Genomic DNA, 13,942 nt, shown 5'->3' on the forward strand with positions numbered 1-13,942 from the left:
TTTTCAATGACTTGGCGACGCAGTCGCTCCGCAAGCCTGACCAACTGTCAATCCTCTCGACAGTGCATGCCCGTACGCAAGCCGAAAAAAAGCGCCCCCGAAGGAGCGCTTTTCGTGACGAATCACATCAAATCAGGCAACCCACTTCCGCGCGTTCTGGAACATACGCGCCCAGGGCGAATTCTCGCCCCAGCCATCCGGATGCCAGGACATCGTCACGGTACGCGCCACACGCTCGGCGTGCGGCATCATCACCGTGAAACGGCCGTCCGGCGTCGTGACCGCAGTCAGGCCGCCCGGCGAACCGTTCGGGTTGAACGGATACTGCTCGGTCGCCTGGCCGCGGTTGTCGATATAGCGCAGCGCGCCGATCGCCTTGGACAGGTCGCCGGTCTGCGAGAAGTCCGCGAAGCCTTCGCCGTGGGCGATCGCCAGCGGCGCATGGGTGCCGGCCAGGTCGGCGAAGAAGATCGACGGCGAGTCCAGCACCTCGACCATGCCGAAGCGGGCTTCGAACTGCTCCGACTTGTTGCGGGTGAACTTCGGCCATGCTTCGGCGCCGGGGATGATGGACTTCAGGTTGCTCATCATCTGGCAGCCGTTGCAGACGCCCATGCCGAAGGTATCAAGGCGGCCGAAGAATCCGGCGAACTGCTCCTTCAGCGCGGCGTTGAACAGGATGGTCTTGGCCCAGCCTTCGCCGGCGCCCAGCACGTCGCCATAGGAGAAGCCGCCGACGGCGATGATGCCCTTGAAGTCATCCAGCTTCGCACGGCCGGCGATCAGGTCGCTCATGTGCACGTCGACTGCCTTGAAGCCGGCCTGGTGCAGCGCCCAGGCGGTTTCGATGTGCGAGTTGACGCCCTGCTCGCGCAGCACCGCCACGCTCGGGCGGGCACCGGTCGCGATGAAGGGCGCGGCGATGTTTTCCTGCGTGTCGTGCACCAGCTTGGGCGTCAAGCCCGGGTCCTGCTCGTCCAGCAGGCGCTCGTATTCCTGGTCGACGCATTCCGGATTGTCGCGCAGGCGGGCGATGCGCCAGCTGGTCTCGCTCCACAGCCGGTGCAGCTCGCTGCGGCGCTTGTTGTAGATGACCTTGGTATCGCGGGTGAACTCGATCACGCCGCGGTCGTTGACCTTGCCGATGATGTGGCTGCAGGCACCCAGGTCGAAGGAGCGCAGCACGTTCATCACCTCGCTGCGCTCGTCGTGGCGCACCTGGATGACGGCGCCCAGCTCTTCGCTGAACAGCGCGCGCAGGGTCATCTCGTTGCGGCGTTCGCCGACTTGCGCGGTCCAGTTCTTGGCGTCGCCATGGTCGGAAGCGTGCTCGCCTTCCATGGTCAGGATGTCGAGGTTGACCGACACGCCGGCGCGGCCGGCGAAGGCCATCTCGCACAGGGTCGCGTACAGGCCGCCGTCCGAACGGTCGTGGTAGGCCAGCAGTTTGCCGTCCGCGTTCAGTTGCTGGATCGCGGCGAAGAAGGCTTTCAGGTCCTGCGGGTTGTCGAGGTCCGGGGTATCGTTGCCGACCTGGTTCGTCACCTGGGCCAGGCTTGATGCGCCGAGGCGGTTCTTGCCGCGGCCGAGGTCGACCAGGATCAGCGAGGTGTCGCCGAGGTCGGTGCGCAGCTGCGGGGTCAGCGTCTTGCGGACGTCATGGACCGGCGCGAACGAGGACACGATCAGCGACACCGGCGAAATCACGGCCTTGGCTTCGCCGTCGTCGGTCCAAGTGGTGCGCATCGACAGCGAATCCTTGCCGACCGGGATCGAGATGCCCAGCGCCGGGCACAGTTCCATCCCGACCGCTTTCACGGTGTCGAACAGGGCGGCGTCCTGGCCCGGCTGGCCGCAGGCCGCCATCCAGTTGGCCGACAGCTTGATGTCTTCGATGCTGGCGATCGGCGCCGCGGCGATGTTGGTGATCGCCTCGCCGACGGCCATGCGGCCCGAGGCGGCAGCGTCGATCACGGCCACCGGGGTGCGCTCGCCCATCGCCATCGCCTCGCCCTTGTAGCCTTCGAAGCTCAGGGTGGTGACGGCGCAGTCGGCCACCGGCACCTGCCACGGGCCGACCATCTGGTCGCGCACGCTCATGCCGCCGACGCTGCGGTCGCCGATGGTGATCAGGAAGGATTTGTCGGCCACGGTCGGCAGCAGCAGCACGCGGCGCGCCACTTCATCCAGTTCCAGGCCGGTCACGTCGACCGGCTGGAAGTCGTTCTGCACGTGGGTCACGTCGCGCTGCATCTTCGGCGGTTTGCCGAGCAGGACTTCCATCGCCATGTCGACCGGTGAAGTGTTGGTGAGCGGGTCGATCAGGCGCAGCTGGCGCTCCTCGGTGGCGACGCCGACGGCCGCGAAGGGGCAGCGCTCGCGTTCGCAGATGGCGGCGAAGCGCGGCAGATCGTTGGGCGAGATCGCCAGCACGTAGCGCTCTTGCGACTCGTTGCTCCAGATTTCGCGCGGCGACATGCCGCTCTCTTCCAGCGGCACCTTGCGCAGGTCGAAGGTCGCGCCGCGCCTGGCGTCGTTGGTGATCTCGGGGAAGGCGTTCGAGATGCCGCCGGCGCCGACGTCGTGGATCGAGATGATCGGATTCGCGTCGCCCAGCTGCCAGCAGGAGTTGATCACTTCCTGGGCGCGGCGCTCCATCTCCGGATTGCCACGCTGGACCGAGTCGAAGTCGAGGTCGGCGGTGTTGGTGCCGGTCGCCATCGACGACGCCGCCGCGCCGGCCATGCCGATGCGCATGCCGGGACCACCCAGCTGCAGCAGCAGGCTGCCGACCGGAATGTCGTTCTTGTGGGTGTGGGCGTCCGAGATGTTGCCGATGCCGCCGGCGATCATGATCGGCTTGTGGTAGCCGAACACGGTGTTCTCGCCCAGCGCCGTCTTGCCGACGTTCTGCTCGTAGGTGCGGAAGTAACCGCCGAGCACCGGACGGCCGAATTCGTTCGAGAAGGCGGCGCCGCCCAGCGGGCCGTCGACCATGATCTGCAGCGGCGAGGCGATGCGTTCCGGCTTGCCGTAGGCCGGCACTTCCCAGGGCTGTTCGAAGCCGGGGATCGCCAGGTTCGACACGGTGAAGCCGGTCAGGCCGGCCTTCGGCTTGGCGCCGCGGCCGGTCGCACCTTCGTCGCGGATCTCGCCGCCGGCGCCGGTCGAGGCGCCCGGGAACGGGGAGATCGCGGTCGGGTGGTTGTGGGTCTCGACCTTCATCAGCGTGTGGGTCAGCTCGGTCATGGGCTTGTATTCCTGGCCGCCGCTTTCACCCTGTTGCGGGAAGAAACGCATGGCTTCCGCGCCCACCATGATCGCCGAGTTGTCGCTATAGGCCACCACCGTGCCCTTGGGCTGCAGCTGGTGGGTGTTCTTGATCATCTGGAACAGCGACTTTTCCTGCTTGACGCCGTCGATGGTCCACTCGGCGTTGAAGATCTTGTGGCGGCAGTGCTCACTGTTCGCCTGGGCGAACATCATCAGCTCGACGTCGGTCGGGTTGCGCCGGGCCTTGGTAAAGGCGTCGAGCAGGTAGTCGATCTCGTCCTCGGCCAGGGCCAGGCCCATGTCGCGGTTGGCTTCTTCCAGCGCCAGCCGGCCCTTGCCCAGCACGTCGATGGCTTCGAGCGGACGGCCTTCGAGTTCGCTGAACAGTGCCTGGGCTTCGTCGGCGCTGCGCAGCACGGTTTCGGTCATGCGGTCGTGCAGCAGGGCTGTCACGGCCTGGACTTCTTCAGCGCCCAGCTTCTTCGGCGCCTTGATGCCGGTGCCGAAAATGCCGGATTTAAGAACCACGGTATAGGCCACGCCGCGTTCGATGCGGTGGATGTGGGCCATGCCGCAGTTGTGCGCGATGTCGGTCGCTTTCGAGGCCCAGGGCGAGATCGTGCCCAGGCGCGGGATCACGAAGTACTCCTCGGTCACGCCCTCGTATTGCGGGTCAAGCACAGGCTCGCCGTAGGTGAGCATGGCCGACAGGCGCTCAGTGTCCTCGGTGGACAGTGGGCTGCTTGCGTCGATGAAGTGGTAGAAACGGGCCTGGACCGCGGCAATCGTCGGGGCGACGGCTTGCAGCTGGGCGAGGAGGCGTTGGCTACGGAAGGCGGAGAGGGCATTGGAACCCGGCAGAATCAACATGGCTTGGTAGTCGGTTGATGCAGCGTGGCTGCGGGTGGAAGATAGCCCGCTATTATACAGCGTCGCCCCTTCTGCGGCTCTGGTCCTTCTGGTATGGTTGCCGGAACGGCAAGGAATAGGTATCTTAGTGGCGGAGACCCATTGAGCATGGACGCGAAAAACGATGCAAGAAAATAGCCAATTGACGGTACTGGTGGTCGATCCGAACCCCGGCATCCGGGCCAACCTGCAGAACATGCTCAACCAGTCCGGCATCTCGCGCGTCGAGTATGCCGTCAACGCCGGCACAGCCGTCAAGCAGCTGAGCCGGCGCGGCTGCGACGTCATCCTCTGCGAGTACGATCTCGGCGGCGGCAGCGGCAGCGAGGGCCAGGACGGCCAGCAGCTGCTGGAAGACCTGCGCCACCACAAGCTGATTCCGCCCTGGGCCATCTTCATCATGCTGACCTCCGAAGCCGCCCACGACAAGGTGGTCAGCGCCGCCGAGCTCTCGCCCACCGAATACGTCCTCAAGCCCTTCACCGCCGAGGTCCTGAACCAGCGCATCCAGCGCGCCCTCGCCCGCCGCAGCGCCATGCTGCCGGCCTACCAGCAGGTCGCCCAGGGCAATTCGCACGCGGCCATCCGCACCTGCGTCGACGCCGCCAAAGCCCAGCCGCGCCACGCGGTCGACTTCGCCCGCCTGCGCGCCGAGCTGCATGTCTCGCTGAGGGAATATGAACAGGCGGAGGGCGTGTACCGCCAGCTGATCGCCGCGCGGCCACTGGGCTGGGCCAGGCTCGGACTGGCGCGCAGCCTGGTATTCCAGAACCGCGTCGACGAAGGCGTCGAGCTGCTCGAGCAGCTGGTGCGCGACAACCCGCGCCTGATGGYCGCCTACGACCTGCTGGCGCGCTGCTACGAGGAGCGCGGCGACCACACGCAGGCCCAGAAGACGCTGGAGGAAGCGGTCGGCATCTCGCCCCACATGGTGCGGCGCCTGCGCAAGCTGGGCGAGGTGGCGCTGGAGACAGGCGACGTGGCCGCCGCCGAAAAGTCCTTCAAGCAGGTCGTTACGCGCTCGCGCTATTCCGAATTCCGCAATCCCGAAGACCACGTCAACCTGGTCAAGGCCCTGGTGCGCAAGGGCGACCAGCCGGCGGCCGTCGGCGTGATGCGCGACCTCGAACGCTCGCTGCGCGGCACGCCTGAACTTGATGCCTGCATGGCGGTCTCCGGCGCCCTTCTCCACGATGCGAACGGCAACAAGGCCGGCGCCATCGCCGACCTGCGCAGTGCGGTGACGGCAGTACGGGCCGGCAGTGCGCTGTCGCCGAACCTGAAAGTCGGCCTGACCCGCTCCCTGCTCGAGCACCGCATGGACGAGGAAGCGTCGGAAGTCATGATGACCGCCATGAACGGACAGGACGGCAGCGTGACCCTGCAGCAGGCCATGAACGTGTTCGTGAAGGCCGGCCGCCCCGACCTGGCGGACGGCATGGGCAAGCAGTTGCGCGCCCAGGCCCAGATCCTGCTCGGCGTCGCCGACGAGAAGCGCAATATGGGCGACGTGCGCGGCGCCGTCCAGACCCTGCTGGAAGCCCTGCATATGGCGCCGGGCAACCTGCAGGTGATGATCGCCGTGGTGGGCGGCATCCTCCGCCAGATCCTGGAGATGGGCTGGGACCACCCGCTGGCGGGCCTGTGCGCCGAGCAGCTCGAGCATATCCGGGCGTTGGATCCGGGACATCCGCGCTTGCAGGCGCTGGATGAGGAATTTGCTTCGGCCAAGCGGAAGTATGGTATTTCGGGGTGAATTTCATGGTGGGGACTGCGGAACGAACCTGAGTTCCCGCCTTCGCGGGAAAGACGGTTTCACGGCCGCGTTCCTCAACGGCGCTTAGGGTCACGCAGGTTTGCACGTCGTCCCCGCGAAGGCGGGATCGTGCCCCCGGCACCATCCACCCAGGTTTCCACGCGCAGCCGTTAACGCGCCCCGTAGCCGCCGCCACCGGGCGTTTCGATCACGAACACATCTCCAGCCTGCATATCGACCTTCCCGATATGCCCCAGCGCCTCCACCCGCCCATCGGCCCGCAGCACCAGGTTCCTGCCCTTCTCCCCAGGCTCCCCGCCAGCCATCCCGAAAGGCGCAAACACCCGGTTGTTCGACAGGATCGCCGCCGTCATCGGCTCCAGGAAGCGCAGCTTGCGCACCCCGCCGTTGCCCCCATGCCAGCGCCCCGCCCCACCGGATTCCGGCCGGATCTCGTAGCTCTCCAGCCGCACCGGGAAGCGGAATTCGAGGATCTCCGGATCGGTCAGGCGCGAGTTGGTCATATTGGTTTGCACCACGTCCGTACCGTCGAAGCCTTCTCCCGCGCCGGAGCCGCCGGAGATGGTCTCGTAGTACTGGTAGCGCGCATTCCCGAAGGTGAAGTTGTTCATCGTCCCCTGCGAGGCCGCCATCACGCCCAGCGCCCCGTACAGTGCATTGGTGATGCAGGTCGAGGTCTCGACATTCCCCGACACCACCGAGGCCGGATAATGCGGATTGAGCATCGAGCCCGGCGGGATGATCACCTTCAACGGCTTCAGGCAGCCGGCATTCAGCGGAATCTCGTCGTCGACCAGGGTACGGAACACATAGAGCACCGCCGCCATGCACACGGCGGACGGCGCATTGAAGTTGTTCGGCAGCTGGCCGGAGGTGCCGCTGAAGTCGATCTCCGCGCTGCGCCCGGCCGCATCGACCCGGATGGCGACCTCGATACGCGCGCCGTTGTCGAGCTCATAGCTGTACGAGCCGTCCTTCAGCACCGCGATCACCCGCCGCACCGCTTCCTCGGCATTGTCCTGCACGTGGCCCATATAGGCGCGCACCACGTCGAGGCCGTAGTAGGCGACCATCTTGCGCAGTTCCTCGACGCCCTTCTGGTTCGCCGCGACCTGGGCACGCAGGTCGGCCAGGTTCTGATCCGGATTGCGGGCCGGCCAACGCGCCGCGGCCAGCATGGCGCGCGTTTCTTCTTCGCGCAGAACACCGTCCGCACCGTCGACCAGCTTGAAATTGTCGATCAGGACGCCCTCTTCCTCGATGTGGCAGGAGTCCGGCGGCATCGAGCCCGGCGTGGTGCCGCCGATGTCGGCATGGTGGCCGCGCGAGCCGACGTAGAACAGGAGGTCCGGCTCCCCGGCCTGTCCGTCCGGCTCGTCGAACACCGGCGAGATCACCGTCACGTCAGGCAGGTGGGTACCGCCGTTGTACGGGTCGTTGAGCACGYAGACGTCGCCGGGCTTCATCCTGCCCGCATTCTTGCGCATCACCGCCTTGATGCTCTCGCCCATCGAGCCCAGGTGGACCGGCATGTGGGGCGCATTCGCGACCAGATTGCCCTCGTGGTCGAAGATCGCACAGCTGAAGTCGAGGCGCTCCTTGATGTTGACCGAGTAGGCCGTGTTCTGCAGGCGCAAGCCCATCTGCTCGGCGATCGACATGAACAGGTTGTTGAAGACTTCCAGCATCACCGGATCGGCACTGGTGCCGATCGCGTGACGTTCCGGCAGCGCCTCGACGCGGCGCAGCACCAGATGGTCGTAGGCGGTGGCCTCGGCCTGCCAGCCGGCTTCGACCACCGTGGTCGCATTCGCCTCGGCGATGACGGCCGGGCCTTTCACGATGGCGCCCGGCTTCACGTCCGCGCGCAGGTAGACCGCGGTGTCGCGCCACTCACCGCCGGCGAACATCCGCACGCGCTCGTGGGCGGCCGGTGTGGCGCCGGCTGCAGTAAGGTCGAGCGCCATTTCGGGCGGCGCATCGGAACGGCCCAGCGCCTCCACCGACACCGCCTCGACCACCAGGGCCTTGCCCGGCATGAGGAAGGAGAAGCGGCGCTTGTAGGCGTCCTCGAAAGCCTGTTGCATGGCCGCGGGCGTGCCAAGGATCACCACGATGGCCGAATCCGTGCCTTCGTAGCGCAGGTGGACGCGGCGCAGGATGTCGATGCGGTCAATCGGCACGCCCTGGGCCAGCAGTTCCTCGCGCGCCCGCGCGGCAAGTTCGTCGAGTCCGGCGGACAGTTCGTCGCCGCGCATATCGGCCAGGCGGCGCTCGACCGCGCGTTCGCGCATCGCGCTCTGGTCGGCCAGGCCCATGCCGTAGGCCGACAGCACGCCCGCCAGTGAGTGGATGAATACCGTCTTCATGCCCAGAGCATCCGCCACCAGACAGGCGTGCTGGCCGCCGGCGCCGCCGAAGCTGGTGAGCGTGTAGCCGGTCACGTCGTGGCCGCGCTGCACCGAGATCTGCTTGATCGCATTCGCCATATTGCCGACCGCGATCCGGATATAGCCTTCGGCCACCGCTTCCGGCGCCGGCATGCTGCCGGTGGCCGCGCCGATCCGCTCCGCCAGCGCGCTGAATCCGGCGCGCACGGCATCGACGTCGAGGGGCTGGTCGCCGGTGGCGCCGAACAGGCGCGGGAAGTGCCGCGGCTGGATCTTGCCGAGCATGACGTTGCAGTCGGTGACGGTCAGCGGCCCGCCGCGGCGGTAGCTGGCCGGGCCGGGATTGGCGCCGGCGCTGTCCGGCCCCACGCGGTAGCGGCTGCCGTCGAAGTGCAGGATGGAGCCGCCGCCAGCCGCCACCGTGTGGATGCTCATCATGGGCGCGCGCATGCGCACGCCGGCCACCTGGGTCTCGAAGACACGCTCGAAGTCGCCGGCAAAATGCGAGACGTCGGTCGAGGTACCGCCCATGTCGAAACCGATCACGCGCTCGAAGCCGGCCAGGCGGCTGGAACGCACCATGCCGACGATACCGCCGGCCGGACCGGACAGGATGCTGTCCTTGCCCTGGAAGGCGCGCGCGTCGGTCAGGCCGCCGCTCGACTGCATGAACTGCAGGTTTACCCCGGGCAGCTCATCCGCGACCTGGTCGACGTAGCGGCGCAGGATCGGCGACAGGTAGGCGTCGACCACCGTGGTGTCGCCGCGCGCGACCAGCTTCATCAGCGGGCTCACTTGGTGCGACACCGAGACCTGGGTGAAGCCGATCTCGCGGGCGATGCGGGCCACCGCCGCCTCATGCTGCGTGTAGCGGTAGCCGTGCATGAAGACGATGGCCAGGCTGCGCAGGCCGGCGTCCCAGGCTTGCTGGAGCTCGCGACGCGCCTTGGCCTCGTCGAGCGGCAGCACCACGTCGCCGTGGGCACCGATGCGCTCGTCGATCTCGATCACGCGCCCATACAGAAGCTCGGGCAGCACGATGTGGCGGTCGAACAGGCGCGGCCGGTTCTGGTAGGCGATACGCAGCGCGTCGCGGAATCCGCGGGTGATGGCGAGCGCGGTCGGCTCGCCCTTGCGTTCCAGGAGCGCATTGGTGGCGACCGTGGTGCCCATCTTGACCGCTTCGATGGCGCCTTCCGGCACCGCGTCGCCGGCCTCCAGGCCCAGCAGGTGGCGGATCCCGGCCACGGCCGCGTCGCGGTATTGCTCGGGATTCTCGGACAGCAGCTTGTGGGTGGCGAGGGTGCCATCGGGGCGACGCGCCACGATGTCGGTGAAGGTGCCGCCGCGGTCGATCCAGAACTGCCAATCCATAGTGTCTCCAAGTCGTTGCCGGAAAATCCAGGCTATTGTAGTCGCGTCTCGCGCGCCGGCCCGATTTTGGCGACAATACCGGGTATCGACAGCATTCCCGTCCACGAGGAGGCACCATGGATACCCTGCTCTACAGCTGTGCGCAGATCCGCGCCATCGAACACGCCGCCCAGGCCCATCTCGCGCAGGGCGAACTGATGGAGCGCGCCGGCCGCGCCGCCGCGGACTACGCGCGCGAACTGCTGGACGGCGAGGCTTCGGGCGCGGTGCTGGTGCTGGCCGGTCCCGGCAACAACGGCGGCGACGGCCTCGAACTGGCCGCCCACCTCGCACGCGCCGGCGCCGAGGTCGAGGTGCTGCACCTGGCCGCCGAGCGCGAACCCTCCTTCGAGGCGGGACGCGCGCTGCAGCGGGCCCGGGAGGCCGGCGCCCGCTTCGTCGACGAGATCCCGGCGGCCCGGCCGTGGCGGCTGGTGGTCGACGCCCTGTTCGGCATCGGCCTCGCGCGCCCGCTGGCCGGGCGGGCGCGCGAGCTGGCCGCGTGGACGGCGGGTGTCGACTGTCCCGTGCTGGCCCTCGACGTCCCCAGCGGCCTCGATGCCGATACCGGCGGCCTGCATGGCGCGGACGGCATCGCGGTGACGGCCACCCACACCATCACCTTCCTCGGCAACAAGCCGGGCCTGTACACGGGCGACGGCTGCGACCACACAGGCGACGTGCTTGTCGACATGCTGGGCAGCGAGGGACTGCATGGCGAGTCGGCCCAGGCCGTGCTGAACGGCCCGGCCTTGCTCGCGGACTCCCTGCGGCCGCGGCGCCAGAATTCCCACAAGGGCAGCTTCGGCGACGTCGCCGTGCTCGGCGGCGCGCGCGGGATGGCCGGTGCGGCGGTGCTGGCCGCACGCGCGGCACTGTACGGCGGCGCGGGACGCGTCTTCGCCGCCATGCTCGATCCCGGCATGAGCATGGATCCGCTGCAGCCCGAGATCATGTTCCGCGACGCCGCCAGTCTCGATTTCTCGTGCCGCAGCGTGGTCGCAGGCCCCGGCATGGGCAGTGCGGATGCGGCCATCCACCTGTACGGCCAGGTGCTGGCGGCGCGTGCACCGCTGGTGGTGGATGCCGATGCGCTGAACCTCACATCCGCGCGCCGCGAACTGCAGGAAGCCCTGGCGGCGCACGGCGGGCCGCTGGTCCTGACCCCGCATCCCCTGGAAGCGGCGCGCCTGCTGGGCGTGACCGCGGCCATCGTCCAGGCGGACCGCCTGGAGCACGCGCGCGAGCTGGCGATGCGCTTCAACTGCGTGGTGGTGCTGAAGGGTGCGGGCAGCGTGATCGCGCGTCCGGATGGCTTCGTGGCGGTCAACACCAGCGGCAATCCGGGCCTGGCGACCGGCGGCAGCGGCGACGTGCTGGCGGGCTTCTGCGGCGCCCTGCTGGCCCAGGGCTGGCCGGCCTGGGAGGCGGCGCTGGGCGCGGTGTGGATGCACGGCGCGGCGGCCGACTGGCTGGTGGCGGATGGTACCGGACCGATCGGGTTGACGGCGGGCGAGCTGCCGAAGGCGATAAGGAGTGTGTTCAACGCCCTGGTTACCGGCACGGACGCCTGGCAGAGTCCGCGCTAGGTGCCCAGGCGGGCCGCGCCCACTCTACACCAGCCGGCCTGCGGCAATGGTGAGGGTACGCGCGCATCGCGCCGCCATCGCCGGATCGTGGGTGACCAGCACCAGGGTCGAGCCGCGTTCGCGGTTCAGCTCGAACATCAGCTGGATCACCGACTCGCCGGTGGCGGCATCGAGGCTGCCGGTGGGCTCGTCGGCAAACAGCAGCGGCGGCTCGGTCACAAAGGCGCGCGCCAGTGCCACGCGCTGCTGCTCGCCACCGGACAGGTACTTCGGATAGTGGCGCAGGCGGCTCTCCAGGCCGACCCGGCCCAGCATGTTCGAGGCCTTGCCGCGCGCGTCGGCATCGCCGCGAAGCTCCAGCGGCAGCATCACGTTTTCCAGGGCGCTCAGGTGCGGCAGCAGCTGGAAGGACTGGAACACGAAGCCCAGCTTGGCCTTGCGGAAAGCGGCGCGCCCATCCTCGTCGAGTGCGAAGATATCGGTGCCGTCGAGCTTCACGGTGCCGCTCGACGGCGTGTCGAGGCCGGCCAGCAGGCCCAGCAGGGTCGACTTGCCCGAACCCGAGGCGCCGACCAGGGCGAGCGTCTCGGCCGGTTGCACGGTAAAATCGACACTGTGCAGGATGGTGAGTTCGCCGCTGGCGTCCGCCACCCGCTTCGACAGGCCGGCTACCTCGATTGCCGGATGCCGGACCATTGCACCATCTTTGGTAGCCTCGGGAATATCACGCATGCTTGCTCATCTCACTCTCAATGCCAGGAAAACGACGATCGGTGTCCTTGCGGCCTTCGCGCTGGCCGCATCCGGGAGCGCCTATTCTGCACCAAAAACCGTGCTGGTGGTGGGCGACAGCCTGTCCGCCGAATACGGTCTGGCGCGCGGCAGCGGCTGGGTCGCCCTGCTCGAACAGAAACTGAAGGCCGAGAAGCTGGACACCCGCATCGTCAACGCCAGCATCAGCGGCGACACCACCAGCGGCGGACGCACCCGCCTGCCGGCCCTGCTGGCCCGGCACAAGCCGAACGTGGTGGTGCTCGAACTGGGCGCCAACGACGGCCTGCGCGGACTGCCGATCGCCTCGGCCGAAGACAATCTGCGCAGCATGATCAAGCTGTCGCAGCAGAACAAGGCCAAGGTCCTGCTGGTCGGCATCCATATGCCGCCGAATTACGGACGCGCCTACACCGAACGCTTCACCGGCATGTACAAGGAACTCTCGGCGCAGCTGAAGGTGCCGCTGGTGCCCTACATGCTGCAGGGCGTGGAACTGGTGCCGACGAACTTCCAGGCGGACCGCATGCATCCGCTGTCCACGGCCCACCCCGTCATCCTCAATAACATCTGGCCGCAACTGGCTCCCCTGATCAAACAATAAATAATGAAATACCCCGCAGTCCTGAGCTTCAACGACGTCCTGCCGCAGCTCGACGAATTCGACACCATCATCGACGCGCGCAGCGAATCGGAGTTCGCGCTCGACCATATTCCCGGCGCCATCAACTGCCCGGTGCTGAACGACGTGGAACGCATCCTGGTCGGCACCACCTACAAGCAGGTCGGCGCCTTCGAAGCGAAAAAGATCGGGGCGCCGCTGGTAGCGCGCAATATCGCCCATGCGATCGACACCCTGTTCGCCGACAAGCCGCGCGACTGGAAGCCCCTGGTCTACTGCTGGCGCGGCGGCAACCGCAGCGGCTCGATGGCCCACATCCTGGCCAAGATAGGCTGGCCGGTGGTCCAGCTGGACGGCGGCTACAAGGCCTTCCGCGGCTTCGTCAACGACGCACTGGCCCAGCCGCCCGAACTGCAGTTCCGCGTCATCTGCGGCACCACCGGCAGCGGCAAGAGCCGCCTGCTGGAGACCCTGGACACGATCGGCGCCCAGGTGCTCGACCTCGAGCGCCTGGCTGCCCATCGCGGATCGGTGCTAGGTCACCTGCCGAACGAGCCCCAGCCCAGCCAGAAGATGTTCGAGACCCGCATCTGGGACAAGCTGCGCCGCTTCGACCCGAGCAAGCCGGTGTTCGTCGAATCGGAGAGCAAGAAGGTCGGCAACCTGCGCGTGCCGGAGGCAGTGATGGAGCGCATGCGCGCCTCGCCCTGCATCTCGCTGACCCTGTCGCGCCCGAACCGCGTGCGCCTGCTGATGGAGGACTACCGGCACTTCTGCGCCGATCCCTCGGCCCTGAACCGCCAGCTCGACCATCTGGTGCAGCTGCATGGCCGCGCCAGGATCGATGCCTGGCACGGGATGGCGAACGGCGGCCAGTTGCCGGAGCTGGTCGACGAGCTGCTGGTGCAGCACTATGACCCGGCTTACCTGCGGTCGATCGACCGGAATTTCGTGCAGTATCCGCAGGCGGAGGTGGCGGAGCTGGCGGATATTTCGAAAGAGGATTTCCTGGCTGCCGCGCGCAAGTTGCACGCAGCCCAATAATGGAAAAGGCGCTGTTCGCGTACATGGACGCCCCCTGTTTGCAAGGACTTCTTCAATCGCTGTAGGTAACAGGTAAGGTTACAACCGTACATTCGGACTTTGTGTTGGCTTGAGCCCTGTCCCTGATGGGTTCCGCTGGTCGACCTCCCCAATC

General features: G+C 67.4%; 7 protein-coding genes. 4 read left to right on the forward strand and 3 right to left on the reverse strand.

Going from position 1 to position 13,942, the window contains the following annotated elements; translation table 11 throughout:
• Positions 1 to 132: 132 nt before the first annotated feature.
• A complete protein-coding gene (gene purL / locus AC1DIX_RS25335; protein ID WP_477328111.1) occupies positions 133 to 4,143 on the reverse strand; it encodes a phosphoribosylformylglycinamidine synthase in 4,011 nt (1,336 codons plus the stop codon).
• A gap of 163 nt (positions 4,144 to 4,306) precedes the next feature.
• Between purL and AC1DIX_RS25340 the strand changes: the two genes are divergently transcribed.
• Positions 4,307 to 5,938, forward strand: a complete 1,632-nt coding sequence (locus AC1DIX_RS25340) for a tetratricopeptide repeat protein (RefSeq protein WP_477328112.1) — start codon at positions 4,307 to 4,309, stop codon at positions 5,936 to 5,938.
• Positions 5,939 to 6,108: 170 nt separating this feature from the next.
• On the opposite strand, the gene AC1DIX_RS25345 is transcribed toward AC1DIX_RS25340, so the two are convergent.
• Positions 6,109 to 9,723 carry a hydantoinase B/oxoprolinase family protein gene (locus AC1DIX_RS25345; RefSeq protein ID WP_477328113.1) on the reverse strand — a complete coding sequence of 1,205 codons (3,615 nt, stop codon included), beginning with the start codon at positions 9,721 to 9,723 and terminating at the stop codon, positions 6,109 to 6,111.
• A gap of 116 nt (positions 9,724 to 9,839) precedes the next feature.
• Here AC1DIX_RS25345 and AC1DIX_RS25350 point away from each other — a divergent pair, with 116 nt between their 5' ends.
• Positions 9,840 to 11,351 (forward strand): NAD(P)H-hydrate dehydratase, encoded by a 1,512-nt coding sequence (locus tag AC1DIX_RS25350; RefSeq protein WP_477328114.1) that lies wholly within the window; start codon positions 9,840 to 9,842, stop codon positions 11,349 to 11,351.
• A 24-nt stretch (positions 11,352 to 11,375) separates the two neighbouring features.
• Here the strand turns inward: AC1DIX_RS25350 and AC1DIX_RS25355 are convergent, their stop codons facing one another.
• Positions 11,376 to 12,083: an ABC transporter ATP-binding protein gene (locus AC1DIX_RS25355; protein WP_477251926.1), complete on the reverse strand. Its 708-nt coding sequence runs from the start codon at positions 12,081 to 12,083 to the stop codon at positions 11,376 to 11,378.
• Between AC1DIX_RS25355 and AC1DIX_RS25360 the strand changes: the two genes are divergently transcribed.
• Positions 12,082 to 12,726 carry an arylesterase gene (locus AC1DIX_RS25360; protein WP_477328115.1) on the forward strand — a complete coding sequence of 215 codons (645 nt, stop codon included), beginning with the start codon at positions 12,082 to 12,084 and terminating at the stop codon, positions 12,724 to 12,726. The two genes, AC1DIX_RS25355 and AC1DIX_RS25360, sit on opposite strands and share 2 nt — an antisense overlap.
• A 3-nt stretch (positions 12,727 to 12,729) precedes the next feature.
• Positions 12,730 to 13,788, forward strand: a complete 1,059-nt coding sequence (gene mnmH, locus AC1DIX_RS25365) for a tRNA 2-selenouridine(34) synthase MnmH (RefSeq protein ID WP_477328116.1) — start codon at positions 12,730 to 12,732, stop codon at positions 13,786 to 13,788.
• Positions 13,789 to 13,942: the final 154 nt, after the last annotated feature.

It is taken from the genome of Massilia sp. 05N420 (assembly GCF_056397205.1).

What these genes read in the sequence shown, in the direction of transcription:
- purL (WP_477328111.1), bottom strand. Translation starts at nt 4,143, where the DNA reads ATGTTGATTCTGCCGGGTTCCAATGCCCTCTCCGCCTTCCGTAGCCAA.
- mnmH (WP_477328116.1), top strand. Translation starts at nt 12,730, where the DNA reads ATGAAATACCCCGCAGTCCTGAGCTTCAACGACGTCCTGCCGCAGCTC.
- AC1DIX_RS25355 (WP_477251926.1), bottom strand. Translation starts at nt 12,083, where the DNA reads ATGCGTGATATTCCCGAGGCTACCAAAGATGGTGCAATGGTCCGGCAT.
- AC1DIX_RS25350 (WP_477328114.1), top strand. Translation starts at nt 9,840, where the DNA reads ATGGATACCCTGCTCTACAGCTGTGCGCAGATCCGCGCCATCGAACAC.
- AC1DIX_RS25360 (WP_477328115.1), top strand. Translation starts at nt 12,082, where the DNA reads ATGCTTGCTCATCTCACTCTCAATGCCAGGAAAACGACGATCGGTGTC.